Origin of the sequence: Rhodovastum atsumiense (assembly GCF_937425535.1) — a bacterium.
GTDB classification, from domain to species: Bacteria; Pseudomonadota; Alphaproteobacteria; order Acetobacterales; family Acetobacteraceae; genus Rhodovastum; species Rhodovastum atsumiense.
This window is the reverse complement of record NZ_OW485601.1, coordinates 2,734,062-2,750,962: the sequence shown is the minus strand read 5'-3', so window position 1 is coordinate 2,750,962 and position 16,901 is coordinate 2,734,062. Positions and strand designations below refer to the sequence as shown.

Here is a 16,901-nt window from a genome sequence, read left to right as displayed (position 1 = left end):
TGCCCTAAACTCAGCCGAGTTTCCCCTTAAGGTAACCCGCCATATTTTTATACCAGTCAATAGACTGGCTGTAGTCGTTATCAGGAAGCCCAAGGACATATTGCTGCGTTTCTTCACGGAGGAAATTTATCTGGTTAACCCCAAGAAATTTATCCAGATCTTTTGGCTCAACCAGATTTACGAGAGCTAACTCCCAATCACTAACCTTGTCGCTCGACGGCTGCCTGAAACCCGGCACTTCCTTGATGTTGTCATTGATCTCCTGCGCTATATCTTTGAGATTCTTGATAATCTTAAATGTACACAAGGTATACTTGCCATTTGCAAATATTTTTTCTTCAGATTTTTCGTAGTCGGGAAATGCGAGACCAGTCTCCTCCTTGAACTCTTTTTCCGCATTTTCCCGCACGGAATACCCCTCCTCGACCTTTCCGCCCGGAAAGACCCATTGCCCGGCTCCGTTTACATAGGTCGGGCAAGCCTCGTTCTTGCCTTTCCACCAACTGTTGAGCTCACGCTTCTTCGCCACCAGAACATATGGCTTGGCGTTTATCGTCGAGTACAAAGCTGCATAGACTTGCATCGCAGGACACTCCACAAGGCGCTTTGCCACGTCGGACAAATATTTATTACGCCCGACCAGGCACGCGCGAACAATGAACCACACGGCATGGGCAATGCCCCGTTGATCAGCGCACCGAGGCACAGCCCTGAATGTCACAATTTTTCTGGTGGTGCCCTGGGCACCTGGGGTGTCATGTCGGTTCTCCCGGTTTCGGTTGTTGCCCGTCCTTGGTGTCGCCACGGGCATCATCCGGCCGCCGGATTACACGACCATTTCCCCACCCCGGAACTTCGCTACCGCCGTAACCCGCCGCCGGCATGACGCGCGCATATCCGGATCAGTGCGGTGGCGTCTGACCGCCACCATCCGACGCCCTAGGCGCCGCGCAGCGAGACCGGGGTGCAGGGACCTTGTGCCGTCACGCGAATGCGTGCCTGCGCACGACGCCGGGTCAAGGGTGGAGCCCTTGCCTTTATACCGGCCGCATCTTGCGGGCCATGGCGATGGCCGCCTGCATGTTGCGCGGATCGGCAACACCTTTCCAGGCGATGTCGAAGGCAGTGCCATGGTCAACGGAAGTACGCAGAACCGGCAGCCCTGCCGTGACGTTCACCGTCTCGTGCCGCCCGATCAGCTTGGCCGGGATATGGCCCTGGTCGTGGAACTGCGCCACCACGAGGTCGTATTTCCCGTCCACCGCCTGGTTGAACACCACGTCGCCCGGAACCGGCCCCGCCACGTCCATCCCTTCCGCCCGGGCAGCGGTGATCGCCGGCACCACGTAGTCATCGTCCTCCGTACCGTAGAGCCCATTTTCGCCGCAATGCGGATTGAGTCCGGCAACAGCGATACGCGGCCGGACAAAGCCGGCGCTCTGCATGTGCGCATGCCCGGCGCGGATCGTCTCGAGGATCCGTTCGACCCGGCATGACTCCGCCGCCCTGGCCAGCGCGACATGGGTGGAGACATGGATGACGCTGAACTGCGGGCAGGCGAGCACGGCATAGGAACGCTTCGCCCCGGTGAAATGCGCGAGCAGCCCGGCATGCCCGTTCTGCGGATAGCCGGCCGCGCGCAGCGCCGCTTTGTTCAGCGAGGCGGTGACGATGACGTCGATCTCCCCGGCCTGGGCCATCTCCACCGCCTTGCGCACGCAGCGGCAGCCGGCCTCGCCGGCATCGGGGGAGAGCCGGCCCGGCAGGATGGCGTCGCGGTTGGGCGCTTCCACCTCGACCAGGCGCACACTGCCGGCGGGTGCGGGCCCTTCGGCCGGCACGAAGACGATATCCGCCCCGACCAGCCGGCTCGCCCGTTCCATGAAGACGCGGTCGCCGATCACGAGCGTCGCGGCGCGCTCATCGTCCGGCATCGCGGCGATGGCCTTGCAGATCACCTCCGGCCCGATCCCGGCGGGATCCCCCATGGTGATGCCGATCCTGCTGCTGGCGCGCATGCGACTGCCCTCCTGCGGCGTCCGCGCGCCCGCACGGGCCGAAGCGGACCAAAGCGTTTGACAACGATCCCTGCATATCACAATATCACACAGATCGTGGGCGATAGACGTAGCAAATATGTTCTGAACCGTCCATCGCGATGTGCCATCCGGGAACTCCGGCCTGGATGGGCAGACCTCGCAGACCGGACCGAGCGGCGCCATGCCACCGATTTCCCGACCTGACGAACGCCCCCTGCTGACCTTCTACGGCGACGACTTCACCGGCTCGACCGATGCGCTGGAGGCGGTCGCTTCCGCCGGGCTGCCCGCGATGCTGTTCCTGCGCACGCCGACGCCGGCAGATCTGGCGCGCTATCCGGGACTGGCCGCCGTCGGCGTCGCCGGCACCAGCCGCAGCCGCTCGCCGGCCTGGATGGATACGGAGCTGCCCGCGACCTTCCGGGCACTGCAGGCGCTCGGGGCGCCGTTCTGCCATTACAAGACCTGCTCGACCTTCGATTCCGCGCCGCATGTCGGCAATATCGGCCGCGCCGCCGAGATCGGGCAGGATGTGTTCGGCGGCGCCGTCATGGTCGTGGTCGGCGTACCGCGGCACCAGCGCTTCGTCGTGTTCTCCACCCTGTTCGCCGCCGGCTCCTTCTCGGGCAGCGAGGACATCTTCCGCATCGACCGCCATCCGACCATGCGCCGTCATCCGGTGACGCCGATGGACGAGGCCGACCTGCGGCTGCATCTCGCGCGCCAGACGACGCGACGGATCGTGGGCTTCGACTTCCGCCGGATGCTGCGCGAGGATGCCGACGCGGCCCTCGCCGCCGAGATCGACGCCGGCGCCGACATGGTGATCCTCGACGGCTTCGATGCCGCGACCATGCAGGCCTGCGGACGGCTGCTCGCCAGCCGGGGCGCCGCGCAACCGGTGTTCCTGGTGGGATCGTCGGGCGTGGAATATGCCCTGGCCCCGACGCTGGTGGGAATGACGGGCCAGCCGCCCCGACTGCCACCGGATTCCTGCGGCCCGGCCGAACGCCTCGTCATCGCCTGCGGCAGTTGCTCCCCGGTCACCGAGCGCCAGATCGCCTGGGCCGAGGCCAACGGCTTCGCGCTGATCGCGGCGGATACCGCCGCCATGGTGGCGCGGCGCGAGGATGCGTCCTGGCCGGCGCGGCTGGCCACCCAGGTCACGGAGGCGCTGCGCGACCATGCCGGCGTGGTGCTGCACACCGCTCGCGGCGGCGACGACCCGCGCCTCGCGCCGACACGCGAGGCCCTGCAACGCAGCGGGCTGGCGCCCTCCGACAGCGCCAGCATCCTCGGCGGCCTGCTCGGGCAGACGCTGCGCGAGGTGATCGCGGCGACCGGGCTGCGCCGGGTCATGCTGGCCGGCGGCGACAGTTCCAGCCATACGGCGCAGGCCATGGGCATCGAGGCACTGGAAATGCTGGCACCGTTGCTGCCCGGCGCGCCACTGTGCCGCATCCGCGCACGCGACCCGGCGCTCGATGGCGTGGAGATCGTGATGAAAGGAGGCCAGGTGGGCGGTCCGGATTGCTTCGGCACGGTGCTGAACGGACATGCGGGGAGACAGCGATGAACCAGCCCCTGAGCCCCAGCGAGCGCCGGCGCGAGATCGTCAATCTCGTGATGGCACGCAAGAGCATCTCGCTCGAGGACCTGGTCGCCCAACTCGGGGTGAGCCGGATGACCATCCACCGCGACCTCGACCTGCTCGAGGAACGGGGGCTGCTGCGCAAGGAGCGCGGCGGCGCCACCGCGGAAAGCTCGCTGCTGTTCGAAAGCAACTTCCACTACCGGCTGCAGAACGAGAACGCCGAGAAGCGCGCGCTGGCCCGCGCCGCCCGCGCGCTGGTTGAGCCCGGCAGCGTGATCATGGTCGACGACAGCACCACCACGCTGCTGCTGGCCGAGGAGCTGGAGACGATCGAGTTCGTCACCGTCATCACCAACTCCCTACCGGTCTGCGAGCTGCTGCGCGGGCGCAGCAACGTCCAACTGATCCTGACCGGCGGCAGCTACAACGACACGTTGCAGGCCTTCTACGGCCTGATCTGCGAACAGAGCCTCGGGAAGCTGCGCGCCGACTGGGCTTTCCTCTCCGCCTCCTCGGTGATCGGCCTGTCGCTCTATCACCAGGACCAGGAGGTGGTGCGCATGAAGCGCGCGCTGATGGCGGCGGCCGAGCGCAAGGCGCTGCTGCTGACGCATTCGAAGTTCAAGGCACGGGCGCTGAACCATTTCGGCGAATTGTCCGAGTTCGACCGGGTCTTCATCGACGCAAGGCTGGACGAACCGACCCGGCAGAAACTGCGACAGGCGGACATCGCGTTCGAACTGGTCTAGGCGCGGATACCAACAGAGAGCGAAAACCATGCCGACAAAGACGGGGCAGATGGTGCGCATGTCGCGCCTGATCGACCCCAGGACCGGGCGCGGCTTCTGCGTTGCCTTCGACCACGCGCTGCAACTCGGCACCTGCCCGGGCCTCGAACGACCCGAGGCGACACTGGACCTGATGGCCGAGGCGGGCGTCGATGGCGTGATTCTGCCGCTCGGCACCGCCCTGCGCCTCGGCGGCCGGCTGGCACGGCGCGGCGGCCCGGCGCTGATCCTGCGGCTGGACCAGACCACCATGTGGCGGGAAGGCACCCAGCTCGCCTATCCCGATGGCATCACCCGCCTGGTCGCGAGCGTCGCCGACGCGGTGGCGCTCGGCGCCGACGCCGTGGTGACCTACCTGTTCGTGGGCCATAACGATCCCGCGCTGGAAACCCGCAGCTTCGAGGACAACGCGCGGGTGAACGAAGCGGCACGCGCGGCCGGCATGCCGCATATCATCGAGACGATGGCGGCGCGCGGCGGCCTGGCAGCGGACGCATTCGACCCGGACGTCGTCACCTTCCATACCCGCGTTGGCGTGGAAATGGGCGCGGATATCATCAAGACCGACTGGCCGGGCAGCGTGGCCGCGCTGCGCGCCATCACCGCCGCGCTACCGGTGCCGGTGATGCTGGCAGGCGGGCCGCGCCAGGATTCCGATCGCGGCACGCTGCAACTCGTCGCGCAAATCATGCAGGCGGGGGCAGCGGGGATCCTGTTCGGACGGTCGATCTTCCAGGCACGCCAGCCACTCGCGGTGATGAAGGCGTGCCGGGCCATCATTCATGATGGAACATCGGTCGAAGAGGCCATGGCGGCGGCTGGGATCTGAGAACCGGGGCGCTGCCCCATAGGCGTTAGGATATTCTTGCGCTGAGGGGTTTGGCTTATTTTATGAGGGAGATGCAGACATTTGCATCTCCCCATGCGGATGACTGGGCCTTGGTTCGGTCGCGGTTGCCGCGCGATCTGGATCTGTCGCGATTGGCGCGTGAGACGAAGGCGCTTCTCCGGCTGCGCGGTGTGCGGGATGCGGAGAGCTTGCTGCGGTTGGCGCTGGCGCGCGGTCCGGGGGGGCTGTCGATCCAGGAGACGGCGGCCTGGGCTGAGTTGGTGGGGGTGGCCCAGCTGAGCGGCCCATCGCTGCACGATCGGTTGCATCAGTCCGTCGATTTTCTGCGGGCGATCGTGAGGTCTCAGCTGGAACACGGCCGGTCGGCGCACTCACCGCTGTGGGCCGGGCGACACCTGCGCATTGTCGACAGCACCAGCCTCAGCCAACCTGGCAGCAAGGGGACCGATTGGCGGGTGCACGCGGTCTACGACCTTGCCGCGGGCGGGTTTACGCATCTGGAACTGACCGATGCCAAGGAAGGCGAACGGTTCAGCCGAGGCGCTCCGGTGCCGGGTGAACTCCGTCTGGGCGATCGTGGCTTCTGCAATGGTCCCGAACTGGCGCGCTACCTGCAGCAGGCTGGCGAGGGGGGCGCCGATTTCATCGTCCGCATGCGCTGGAACACCTTGCCCCTGCGCGATGACACAGGGGATCCCTTCGACCTGATCCGCTTGCTGCAGCAGATTTCCCAGCCGGGCGAGGTAGGCAGCGTTCTCGTCAACGCTGTGACGGGCCGCGATCGCCCCCTGCTGCCGTTGCGGGTGGTGGCGCTGCGCCTGCCCGCAGAAAAGGCCGCGGCCAATCGCAAGCGCTTGTTACAGAAAGCCAGCCGCCAGCAGACCACGCCCGACCCCCGCAGTCTCATCGCAGCGGAGTTCCTCATCCTGGGCACCACCCTCCCCAGCGAGATCCCGGCCACGGAAGTGCTAACCACCTACCCGCTGCGCTGGCAAATCGAACTCGCCTTCAAGCGGCTCAAATCGCTGCTGCACATCGACCGCCTTCCAACCCACACCCAGACCGGCGGACAGGTTTGGCTCCATGCCCATCTCATCCTGGCGCTGCTCTGCGACACGGTGAACCGGGATTTCCTGGCCTTTTTCCCCTCAGGACCTCAGTGAAGCCAACGCCGCCCCATCCTTGTGGCGCAGCTCCAAAATGGTCCTGCGCACGTTGCTCCAGGCCGTGCTCGGTGCCATCGGGCTGCTCAAGCTCCTCGCCAACGCCGCCAGCGTCCATCGCAAACTCGCCGATCCCCCACGACGCCGACAAAGGCAGGTCAATTATGCCCCACAGGCGCTATCCTAACGCCTATGGGGCGCTGCCCCGGCCCCGGCAGGAGGCTCCGCCTCCTGCACCTCCGCCAAGGGCCGGAGGCCCTTGGATCCCATTCGTTCATCGGATGCTGAAAGGGGGGCTTTGCGCCCCCCCTTTCAGCATCCGGGGTGCAGGGGCCTTTCGGCCCCTACTGGAGTCCAGAGGCGAAGCCTCTGGTGGGGTTTGGGGCAACGCCCCAAATCAGAACCCGGGCAACGCCAGCCACGGCACGGCCGCGACGATGATCGTCGCCACCAGCAGCGCCGCCATGTAGGGCCAGCACGCATGCACGGCCTTGTCCGGTGTCACCCGTCCGATCGCGCAGGCCTGGTAGAAGCCGATGCCGAAGGGCGGCGTGAACAGCCCCAGGCTCATCGACAGCACCACGACGATCGCGTAGTGGACCAGATTGATGCCCAGTTCCCCCGCCACCGGAAACAGCAGCGGCCCGAACAGCACGATCGCGGGAATGCCTTCCAGCACGCTGCCGAGGATCGCGAACACGACGATCGACAGCGCCAGGAACCCACCGGCTCCGCCTGGCATGGCGGCCATGGTCGCCGCGAGGTCATGCGAGAATCCGGATTGCGTCAACGCCCAGGCCATGGCCGTCGCGGTGCCGAGGATGATCAGGATCGCTCCCGACAGCGCTGCGGTATCCACCAGCAGCGGCACCATGCGCTTCAGGTCCAGGTGGCGGGAAATCAGCAGGCTGACCAGCAGCGTATAGACCACGCCGATGGTGGACACCTCCGTCGCGGTGGCGATGCCGCTGACCACCGCCCAACGGATCAGCAGCGGCAGGATCAGCGCCGGCACCGCAGCGATGAAGGCGCGCCCGATCTCCCGGCCGGAGGCCCGCTTCGCGTCGCCCACATCCTCGCCGCGGGAACGGACATAGGCAACCAGCACCAGCCCGAGCGCACCCAGCGCCGCCGGCAGCAGCCCCCCGGAGAACAGGCCGGCGATCGACACCCCGGTCACCGAGCCCACGGTGATCAGTACGATACTTGGCGGGATGGTTTCGGCCATGGCGGCGGAGGACGACAGCAGCCCGATCATCTCACCGGATGGCTTGCCACGCCGCGCCATTTCCGGCAGCAGCACCGGCGCGATCGCGGCCATGTCGGCGGCCTTCGAGCCAGAGATGCCGGAGACGAGGTACATCGCCCCGACCAGCACGTAGGACAGCCCACCGCGCAGATGCCCGACCAGCGCCGCCATCAGGTTGACCAGCAGGGCGGCGAGACCGGTCATCTCGATCAGCAGGCCGAGGAAGATGAACAGCGGCACCGCCAGCAACACGAGGGTGGACATGCCCTCGTCCATGCGGCTGACGACGATGCTCATCGGCATCTCCGTCATCAGCCCCAGATAGGACATGGCGCCGACACCGAAGGCAAACGCGATGGGCGTGCCGGTCAGCACCAGCACGGAGACCAGCACGCCGAAGAACACCAGCAGGTTCCAGTTGCCCATCGCCTCCAGCGCCGGCTGGGCGATCCACAGCCCGGCGGCACAGGCCACGATGATGGGCAGGCAGAAGCCGAGGTCACGCAGGCTCGCGCGCTGCGCCATCTGCAGCAGCGCCACCGCCAGCATCAGCACCGCCCCCACCAGGATCGCCGCGGCGCGCCAGGTATCGGGGATGCCGAGTGCCGGCGTGGTGATCATCCATTCATCGGTCGCGTACTCGACCGCCGGCAGGATGATCTCCAGCACGAACAACGCGGCGATGACGGCGGCGAGGGTTTCCAACCGGGTGCGCCAGTGGTCCGGCAGCCGGTTGACGATCGCGGTCAGGCGCATATGCCCGCCGCGCCGTTGCGCCACCACCGCACCGAGCATGCACAGCCACAGGAACAGGATGCTCGCCAGCTCGTCGGTCCAGACCAGCGGATGGCCGAGGCCGTAGCGGAACACGATGCCGGTGAACAGCACCACCATCTCGGCCACCACCAGGGCGGCGGCGGGCAGTTCGACCGCGTGGCCGAGCCAGCGGTCGAACAGGGCGCAGAGATGCCGCAGGCCGTCCGCCTGCCCGTCGACGAAGCCGGACATGTCGGCGGTGGCGGCGTCAGCCGAGCTGGCCGACGTACTTCTCGAGAAGGCGCCAGGCGTCTGCACCGAACTTTTCCTTCCACTGCGCATAGAAGCCGGTCTTGCGGAGCATCTCGCGGAACGGTGCCGGGTCGGGCTTGTTGAACACCATGCCACGTGCCTGCAGGTCCACCTGCACTGACTCGTTCAGCCGCGCGATGTCCTCGCGCTGCCGCTCGCCAGCGGCATTCAGCTCGCGGGCGGCGAGGGTGCGCAGGTCCTCGGGCAGCCGGTACCAGGTCTTGCCGCTGGCGATGAACAGGAAGCCGTCCCAGATGTGGTTGGTGAGCGAGACGTGGTTCTGCACCTCGTACAGCTTCGCGGTCTGCACGATAGGCAGCGGATTTTCCTGCGCATCGACCACATGGGTCTGCAGCGCGGTGTAGACCTCGCTGAACTGCAGGCTGGTCGGCGAGGCCGACAGCGCCTGGAACAGGCTGATCCCGAGCGGGCTGACCGGCACGCGGATCTTCAGCCCGGACAGGTCCTGCGGCACATGGATGGGACGGTTGGCCGTGGTGATCTGGCGAAAGCCGTTGTCCCACACCTTTTCCAGCATGTGCAGGCCGACCTTCTCGATCGAGGCCCGGATGAAGGCGCCAAGCTCGCCATCCATGGCGGCCCAGACTTCCTTGTAGCTGGGGAAGGCGAATCCCACGGCGTTGATCGGCGCCGCCGGCACCAGGGTGGCGATCACCAGGGCCGAGGGCGTGAAGAAATCCAGTGCCCCGCTGCGCACCTGGCTCAGCATGTCGGTGTCACCGCCAAGCTGGTTGTTGGGGAAGATCCGGATTTCCAGCGCGCCGTCCGAGGCCGCCTTGATCCGCTCCGCCGCCTCCAGCGCCCGCACGTTCAGCGGATGCGACAGCGGCAGGTTATTGCCGTACTTGTAGACCAAACGGCGCGCCGCCCGCGTGTGGACCGCCGGTATCGCGAGCAGGGGAACTGCCGCGGCCGCCGCCGTGATGAGCCCGCGCCGCCTTATCGTCGGCATCGTCGCCTCTCCCTAACGCCTCATTCTCGTCTGGGCCGGTAACATATTCTCTGTTACGTTGCCTGTCCATGAGTGTTCTATATCTCATGATGCGTGAGCGAGTGGTCGGAGGATGACCGGATGAGCAGGTTTTTCGGCGAGATCCGCCAGGCGGGCTACGTGGTCGAGGACATCCACGCGGCGATGCGCCACTGGTCCGAGGTGCTGGGAATCGGCCCGTGGTTCTATGCCGAGCGGGTGCCAGTGGAGAATTTCCACTATCGGGGCGAGCCCTCCCCCATCGAGGTGTCGGTGGCCCTGGCCAATTCCGGTCCGCTGCAGGTCGAACTGATCCAACAGCGCAACGATGCCCCATCGATGTACCGTGATTTCCGGGCTGCCGGGCGGGTGGGTTTGCAACATGTTGCGTACTGGACGCAGGATTTCGATGCCGACCTCGCCCGGCTGACCGCGCGCGGGCTGCGCATCGGCATGCAGGGGAATGTCGGCCGCAACGGGCGCTATGTTTATTTCGAGACGGAAATGCACCCCGGCACGGTGGTCGAGCTGTCCGAAGTGGCGGGCCCGAAGGGCACGCTCTTCCGCATGATCCGCGAGGCGAGCGAAGGGTGGAACGGCAGCGATCCGGTGCGCCCGTTTCCCGATCTGGCGACGCTGGCCGGCTGAATCGCACGCGCCGCCACCGAGGGGATCCCCGGTGGCGGCGTGGTCAGGCGGGCGTGATCAGGGCCGCTACGTCATTACGGCCCCTCGATGGTCTGGCGCACCTCGAACCCCTCGAACTGCGGGGGCGCGAGATGGAAATGACGCGTGCCGCCGGCCGAGGCATGCGCCGCCCGGAACGCCTCGGACTGCGTCCATGCCTCGAAATCGGCATGGCTGCGCCAGAGGGTATGGGAAGCATAGAGGACATGGTCCTCCGCCGCCGGCCCACGCAGCAGGTGGAAGGCGATGAAGCCGGGCACGCCGCGCAGATACGAATCCCGCGACGTCCAGACGGTTTCGAACGCGTCGGCCGAGGCCGGCGCGATCCGGAACCTATTCATGGCGATGAACATCCGCTTGCCTCCTGTCAGGAACAATCCCTTCAGGAACGCGCGGCTCGCCCACCCGTGCGCGGGAAGTTGGCAACCTTGCCTTCCCTGCCGCCCCGTGTCTCCTTGGAGCTCTTGGCAGGGTTGGCCGCCGCTGCCATGAGATTGCGCAACTCCCGCAGGAACGCCGCTCCCTTGACCGTGCGCTGAACCAGGACGCTGCGACGATCCAGCGGATCCACCTTGCGGCGGGCAAGATCGAATTCACCCAGCCGGTCGAGCGCGCGCGTGATCGCCGGCTTGGCGATCTTCAGCTCGGCGGCCAGGCCCCGCACCGTGTGCGGTCGGTCTTCCAGATAGCAGGTCAGCAACACGCCGAGTTGGCGGGCCGAGAGATCGGGTCCCTCGCGACGCACCAGCCCCACGACCGTATCGCGTAGGATGCCGACCAGTTGATCAGTGGATGGCGAGCCTGCCATGGCAACAAACCTTTCTCATTCCCGGCAGACATGGGCGGCTGCCGCGGCTAGGGGGCTTGGGGCATCCAACGATGCATCGCCGCAATCAATGCACCACCTGTCCTCCCACTTGCACGGCTACCAGCACAGCGGGCCGTTCGCAACGTTACTGGCGGAAGTCACGCAGTAATCGCGCATTTTTGCAGAGGTGAAAGGATGAAGAGCCCGGGACGGCAAATATGGGTGCCGAAACGATCGCGGATCGACGATGTCATGCACAGCCGGCATGCCGTGCGCCCCGGTCGGGAAAGACTCACGCATTATTCATCCAAAGGTTCCAGGGTCCCGCAGCCCTTCCCAGCCGGAACAGCTTTCGTGTCATCCCCCAGCGGCGCGCCACACTCCTAATGTGAGGCTACGGCAACGGCTTGCAAGCATCGTCCGCACGACGTTGGGCCAATGCCTCTCCTCAGGTGCCGCAGAAGGTCCGGTGCACGCGTTCCTCCGGCGTGGGGGGCATGGCATGGCGCGCACGGTCCGGCCTGTCCTCGTAGGGCCGTGAGAGGACCTCGAGCAGTTCCGCGAAGGGTGTGAGATCCTGCCGCTCCACCGCCGCCGTGATCACCTGCTCGACCAGATGATTGCGAGGTATGAAGGCCGGGTTCACCGCGCGCATGGCCGCGCGGCGCGCCTCGGGGGCCACGGTCTCCTCCCCAAGTCGCCGCCGCCACCGCCCGAGCCAGGCCACGAAAGCCGGGGCATCGGCGAACCAGCCGGGCAAGGCGACGTCGTCCTGTAGATTAGTTGCCAAATCGCACAAGATCCGGAAGGTCAGGGTGAAGTCGGCTCCGTTCTCCGTCATCACCTGCAGCAGGTCCTGCACCAGCGCGGCATCTTCCTCGCGCTGCATGGCCAGTCCGAGCTTGCGCCGCAGCCCTTCGGACCAGGCTGACTGGAAGCGCGGCACGAAGGATGTCAGCGCTTCCTGCGCAGCGGCGATCGCGTTGTCGTGGTCCTCGGCCAACAAGGGCAACAAGGTCTCGGCCAGCCGCGCCAGGTTCCACTGCGCGATGCGCGGCTGGTTGCCGTAGGCGTAACGTCCCATGACGTCGATCGCGCTGAACACCGTGGCCGGATCATACGCGTCCATGAAGGCGCAGGGACCGTAATCGATCGTCTCGCCGGCGATGGACATGTTGTCGGTGTTCATCACGCCATGGATGAATCCCACCAGCAGCCAGCGCGCCACCAGCTCCGCCTGGCGCGCCACCACCGCCTCCAGCAGCGCCGGATAGGGCCGTGACGCCCCCGCAACCTGCGGATAGTGCCGGGCGATCACGTAATCGGCCAGCAGCCGCACCGCCGCCTCATCCCCCCGTGCCGCGAAATACTGGAAAGTACCCACGCGGATATGGCTTGCCGCCACCCGGGTCAGCACCGCGCCGGGCAGCGCCGTCTCCCGCAACACGGTCTGCCCGGTGGTCACCGCGGCCAGGGCCCGGGTGGTCGGAATCCCCAGTGCCGCCATGGCTTCGCTGACGATGTACTCGCGCAGCACCGGGCCGAGCGCCGCACGTCCGTCGCCGCTGCGGGAGAACGGGGTGCGCCCCGATCCCTTGAGCTGGATGTCGCGCCGTGCCCCGTCCCGTCCCACCACCTCGCCCAGCAGGATGGCCCGGCCGTCGCCGAGCTGCGGCACGAACTGGCCGAACTGGTGCCCGGCATAAGCCAGCGCGATCGGCGCGGCGCCCTCCGGCACCCGGTTGCCGGCCAGGATCTCCACCCCCTCGGGACCGGCCAGCGCCTCGGGATCGAGCCCGAGCTGCCCGGCGAGATCCTCGTTCACCCGCACCAGGGCCGGCGCGGCCACGGGCGTCGGATCGAGCCGCGCGTACAGCCGCTCCGGCAGGCGCGCGTAGCTGTTGTCGAAGGAAAACCGGACAGACATGCACCTCACTCCCCCGGGCGGTTGCCCCGCCTGCGCCTGCGCCACCGCCCGCCCATGACCCCGGCGGACGGCAAGGGCGCGCGGCGACGTCTCCAGGGGCGGTGATGCGGCCATCATCATCCGAGATCGGTCCGCACCGGCGGCACGACAAGCCCCGGCCGTGCCGGCCAAACGCACCGCTCTTCCTGCTATCGACACGATGCCGCAAGCGGCGCCATAGTGGCGGCGTTGTCGTCAAACGGGAGCCTGATGCGCGCAGCCGTGTTCCTGCTGGCCGCCTGCGTGTTCTGCGCGGCCCTGATTCTCGACACCTCGGCGCTGCTCCGCCTTCCCTTTCTGTGCGCCACCGGCAGTTGCGGCCAAACCGCCAAATGGGTGGTCTGGACCCTGGGCGGGCTGCTCGGCGTGGTCGTCCTGGTGGCGCTGGTTCGCCGCCGGCTGCGCGCCCGGCAACCGGCGCCCCGGATGGAGGGACGCCGGCCGGGCCCCTCCCGCAAGCCGCGCCGTCAGCAGGCCGCCCGGTCGGCCGGGCCATCGCAGCGGCGCCGCCTGAAAGGCTGACCGCCGGCCGCGCGGCGCCCGTACCGCTCAGCGCGACAGCGGGCCGGACGGGCGCGCGGCAAACGCCCGCTGCAAGGTGCCCGCAAGTGTTTCGAGCCGGTAGGGCTTGGCCAGGATCGGGATTTCCCCGGTTCCCTCGCGCGCGGCAACGTCGCTGTAGCCGGTCGCGAGCACGACCGGCAGCTCCGGATGCATCCGCCTCACCTCACGGGCGAGTTCGATTCCGCTCATGCCCGGCATGACGATATCGGAAAAGACCAGGTCTATCCCGGCCGTGCCCGCCAGCAGGTCCAGCGCCCGTTCCCCACTCCCGGCATTCACCACCTTGTAGCCCAGTTCTTCCAGCAGCATCTGCCCGAGCTCGGCCACCTGGGGATTGTCCTCGACCAGCAGGATAGTGCCTTCACCGCTGACCAGGGGGGGCGCCGCATCCTCGGTCGCCGTTTCCACGGCACGCCGCGCCCGCGGCAATTGCAGGATCACGGTCGTGCCATGCCCGGGCCGGCTCTCGATCCGCACGCCGCCGCCGGACTGCGCGGCGAATCCCCAGACCTGGCTCAACCCAAGCCCGGTGCCGCGCCCCGTTTCCTTGGTGGTGAAGAACGGCTCGAACACGCGCCCGAGCAGCTCCGCCGCGATGCCCGTGCCGGTATCCTGGACGGACAGGCACACATAATCGCCCGCCGGCCGCTCGCCCTCCGCCGGCAACACCACGTTGCGCGTCGTGATGCGGAGCGTGCCTCCGTCCGGCATGGCATCGCGCGCATTCACGCCGATATTGACGAGCGCGACCTCGAGCTGGTTGGGATCCGCCTGGACGGCCCAGAGATCCCCGGCCAGATCGGTCTCGACCCGATACGGCGCGCCGAGCAGGCGCTGCAGCATGGCCGTCGTCTCCCGCATCCGCGCGTTCAGGTCGAACACTTCCGGCATCAATGGCTGACGGCGTGCGAAGGCGAGCAATTGCGCCGTGAGCGTCGCCGCCCGCCCGGCCGCCCTGGCGATCGCGTCGGCCAGGGTCTGCCGCGTCTGCTCCGCCACTTGCGGGCGCCGCAGCAACTCGGCGCTGCCGGTGATCACCAGCAGCAGGTTGTTGAAGTCATGGGCGATGCCGCCGGTGAGCTGGCCGAGCGCCTGCATCTTCTGTGCCTGGCGCAATTGTTCTTCGGCCGCCTGCCGTTCCGCCGCCGCGCGCGCCAGCGCCGCCGTCCGTTCCTCCACCCGCGCTTCCAGCGAGGTGTTCAGCCGCCGCAAGTTCTCCTCGGCATGCCTGCGGTCGGTGATGTCGAGCACCGTGCCGATCAGGCGGATCGGACGGCGCGCGGGCCCATCGCCTTCGAAGAAGGCCCGGCCCTTGGCCGCAACCCAGCGTTCGGTCCCGTCCAAGGGGGCGATCGTCCTGAATTCGATCCCGTACTCGCCGGCCCCGGCGGGATCGAGCGCCGCCTCCATCGCCCGCCGGACCGTCGCCCGGTCGTCGGGATGCAGCCGTGCGAAGAACGTGCCGTATTCCACCGCGGTTTCCGGCGGCAGGCCGAACAGGGCCTTGCAGCGCGCATCCCATTGCAAGGCCCGGCTCTGTGGATTGAAATCCCAAGTCCCGATCGCGGCGGCCTCGGTCGCCAGCCGCAGCCGCGCCTCGCTGGCATGCAGGGCATCGAGCGCCGCGGCCTCGGCGATGCTGCTCAGGCCGGCGGTCAGAACGCCGACCAGAAGCTGTGCCACCGGCACGTCGGCCGCGCTCAGGCCATGCGCCTCCGCCGAGTGCAGCTTCAGCACGCCCACGAACACACCCCGGTGCGGGATCGGCACGACGATCATCGAGCGGATGCCGATCCGGCGGCACGCCGCGCGATCCACCCGCTCGTCGGTTTCCGTGTCGGTGCAGAGCAGCGGCCTGCCTTCCAGCAGCGACAAACCCGACAGCGCGCCGTGCAGCCGCAGCCGCAGGCCGACATGCGGCGCCGCGACCCCGCAGGCGGCGCGGTAGACAAGTTCCTCGCCTTCGCGCAGCTCGATCACCGCGCCATCTGCACGCGGGGCGATAGCGACCGCGCCTTCCACCACGGCCTGCATGGCGGCCTGGAGATCCATGCCCGCTGCCGTGACGGCCTTCTGTGCCGCGACCAACGTGGCATGCCGGCTGGCATCGGCCTGCCGCGCATGATCCATGGGGCATGCCTGCGCAAGCCGCGCGGTCACCACGGCGAGTTGCTGGCGCAGTTGCATGATGTCACGATCGCGCGGATCGGTGCCGGCGCTCATGCCGCCCCCGGGCCGAAGGGCGCGGGATGTCCGGCACCAGGAATGGGACAATCGGCCCGGGCCACCAGGGCATGCCGGGCCACCATGTCCAGACCAGCGGTAATTTGCCGGGCGGCGGAGGATTGTTGAAGAATTATACTGGACATTTCCGAAGACCCCGGTCAGCGCGAGGCATCAGAAATGCCATATCCGGTCAATTCATGGCAATCTGCAAGAGGCGCGTCCAACCACCTCAATTGAAATGATAAATACTGAAATAATAAATATCGTGAATAACGCCGCCCGCCGACGGGAGACTTCCGCACGCCTGGAACCAGGTATGGCCCGAATGCCCCCGGGGGCCGGTCAGCCCAGGGTCCAGGATGCCACGCCGCGCCAGCAGCCGGGATCCACCGGCGGCGGGAATTCGAGCACTTCGAACCATTCCTTGTCCCGGGGCAACTGCTTCAGGTGCGATGCCAGCCACTGCCCCGCCCCCTCGGTGCCCACCGATCCCAGCCCGGCGACCAGCGTCACCGGAATGCGCCCCAGGAAGCACAGGTGGGCAATCAATGCGTAATCGCCGCCGTTTCGATAGGAATCCGCATCGGCCCGCTGCGGATCGGAAATGGCGAAGCGGTTGCCCGACGGGTCGCGAATGGCCAGTTCGGGACCGGAGCCGATTTCGAGCACGCCGCGCTGGCCGCGCATTTCCAGAAGCCTGGTGGTCGCGCTGTTCGGACGGCCACCGAAGACGAAGCCTTCCGTCATGCCACCGGCCTGAAGCGTCGCAATGAAGTAGTCGGGAGTCTTGATCTCACTCTCTACCCCGAGCCTGTCCATGACGGCCAGAGCGGCGCGAATCTCCCGAAGCCCCCACCCTCCCATATAGGGAAGACAGAATACGACATTCATGCCCGCAACATCCCCGA

General features: G+C 67.2%; 15 protein-coding genes. 6 read left to right on the top strand and 9 right to left on the bottom strand.

Going from position 1 to position 16,901, the window contains the following annotated elements; translation table 11 throughout:
* Positions 1 to 10: 10 nt before the first annotated feature.
* Both NBY65_RS12515 and pdxA read right to left on the bottom strand, forming a co-directional pair.
* Entirely contained in the window at positions 11 to 805 is a 795-nt protein-coding gene (locus tag NBY65_RS12515) for an NUDIX hydrolase (protein ID WP_203330455.1), read from the bottom strand.
* Between the two features lie 232 nt (positions 806 to 1,037).
* Entirely contained in the window at positions 1,038 to 2,018 is a 981-nt protein-coding gene (pdxA, locus tag NBY65_RS12510; protein ID WP_150040446.1) for a 4-hydroxythreonine-4-phosphate dehydrogenase PdxA, read from the bottom strand.
* A 202-nt stretch (positions 2,019 to 2,220) separates the two neighbouring features.
* On the opposite strand from pdxA, the gene NBY65_RS12505 reads away from it, so the two are divergent.
* The 4 genes from NBY65_RS12505 to NBY65_RS12490 all read left to right on the top strand — a co-directional run bounded on the left by NBY65_RS12505 (position 2,221) and on the right by NBY65_RS12490 (position 6,434).
* Positions 2,221 to 3,615 (top strand): four-carbon acid sugar kinase family protein, encoded by a 1,395-nt coding sequence (locus NBY65_RS12505; RefSeq protein WP_150040447.1) that lies wholly within the window; start codon positions 2,221 to 2,223, stop codon positions 3,613 to 3,615.
* Positions 3,612 to 4,382, top strand: a complete 771-nt coding sequence (locus NBY65_RS12500; protein ID WP_150040448.1) for a DeoR/GlpR family DNA-binding transcription regulator — start codon at positions 3,612 to 3,614, stop codon at positions 4,380 to 4,382. The genes NBY65_RS12505 and NBY65_RS12500 overlap by 4 nt, the downstream gene beginning before the upstream one ends.
* 28 nt (positions 4,383 to 4,410) lie before the next feature.
* Complete coding sequence (locus NBY65_RS12495; RefSeq protein ID WP_150040449.1) at positions 4,411 to 5,250, top strand: class I fructose-bisphosphate aldolase; 840 nt, start codon at positions 4,411 to 4,413, stop codon at positions 5,248 to 5,250.
* Positions 5,251 to 5,321: 71 nt separating this feature from the next.
* On the top strand, positions 5,322 to 6,434 hold the full coding sequence (locus NBY65_RS12490) for an IS4 family transposase (protein WP_162530944.1): 1,113 nt from the start codon (positions 5,322 to 5,324) through the stop codon (positions 6,432 to 6,434).
* 397 nt (positions 6,435 to 6,831) lie between these two features.
* Here the strand turns inward: NBY65_RS12490 and NBY65_RS12485 are convergent, their stop codons facing one another.
* Both NBY65_RS12485 and NBY65_RS12480 read right to left on the bottom strand, forming a co-directional pair.
* Positions 6,832 to 8,757 carry a TRAP transporter large permease gene (locus NBY65_RS12485; protein ID WP_239003070.1) on the bottom strand — a complete coding sequence of 642 codons (1,926 nt, stop codon included), beginning with the start codon at positions 8,755 to 8,757 and terminating at the stop codon, positions 6,832 to 6,834.
* Positions 8,708 to 9,724, bottom strand: coding sequence for a TRAP transporter substrate-binding protein (locus NBY65_RS12480; RefSeq protein ID WP_150044185.1), 1,017 nt, complete (start codon positions 9,722 to 9,724; stop codon positions 8,708 to 8,710). Before NBY65_RS12480 ends, NBY65_RS12485 begins: the two co-directional genes overlap by 50 nt.
* Positions 9,725 to 9,844: 120 nt before the next feature.
* Between NBY65_RS12480 and NBY65_RS12475 the strand changes: the two genes are divergently transcribed.
* Entirely contained in the window at positions 9,845 to 10,390 is a 546-nt protein-coding gene (locus tag NBY65_RS12475; RefSeq protein WP_150044187.1) for a VOC family protein, read from the top strand.
* 74 nt (positions 10,391 to 10,464) lie between these two features.
* Here the strand turns inward: NBY65_RS12475 and NBY65_RS12470 are convergent, their stop codons facing one another.
* The 3 genes from NBY65_RS12470 to NBY65_RS12460 all read right to left on the bottom strand — a co-directional run bounded on the left by NBY65_RS12470 (position 10,465) and on the right by NBY65_RS12460 (position 13,164).
* Positions 10,465 to 10,782 carry an antibiotic biosynthesis monooxygenase family protein gene (locus NBY65_RS12470; RefSeq protein WP_150044189.1) on the bottom strand — a complete coding sequence of 106 codons (318 nt, stop codon included), beginning with the start codon at positions 10,780 to 10,782 and terminating at the stop codon, positions 10,465 to 10,467.
* Positions 10,783 to 10,811: 29 nt separating this feature from the next.
* Positions 10,812 to 11,237 (bottom strand): MarR family transcriptional regulator, encoded by a 426-nt coding sequence (locus tag NBY65_RS12465; protein ID WP_150044191.1) that lies wholly within the window; start codon positions 11,235 to 11,237, stop codon positions 10,812 to 10,814.
* Between the two features lie 448 nt (positions 11,238 to 11,685).
* Complete coding sequence (locus tag NBY65_RS12460) at positions 11,686 to 13,164, bottom strand: protein adenylyltransferase SelO (RefSeq protein ID WP_150044193.1); 1,479 nt, start codon at positions 13,162 to 13,164, stop codon at positions 11,686 to 11,688.
* A 249-nt stretch (positions 13,165 to 13,413) separates the two neighbouring features.
* On the opposite strand from NBY65_RS12460, the gene NBY65_RS12455 reads away from it, so the two are divergent.
* Entirely contained in the window at positions 13,414 to 13,725 is a 312-nt protein-coding gene (locus NBY65_RS12455) for a hypothetical protein (protein ID WP_150044195.1), read from the top strand.
* Positions 13,726 to 13,752: 27 nt separating this feature from the next.
* Here NBY65_RS12455 and NBY65_RS12450 read toward each other — a convergent pair whose 3' ends face one another.
* Together NBY65_RS12450 and NBY65_RS12445 are read right to left on the bottom strand one after the other, a co-directional pair.
* A complete protein-coding gene (locus tag NBY65_RS12450; protein ID WP_150044197.1) occupies positions 13,753 to 15,990 on the bottom strand; it encodes an ATP-binding protein in 2,238 nt (745 codons plus the stop codon).
* 345 nt (positions 15,991 to 16,335) lie between these two features.
* Positions 16,336 to 16,884 carry a DUF1854 domain-containing protein gene (locus NBY65_RS12445; protein WP_150044199.1) on the bottom strand — a complete coding sequence of 183 codons (549 nt, stop codon included), beginning with the start codon at positions 16,882 to 16,884 and terminating at the stop codon, positions 16,336 to 16,338.
* Between the last annotated feature and the right edge of the window lie 17 nt (positions 16,885 to 16,901).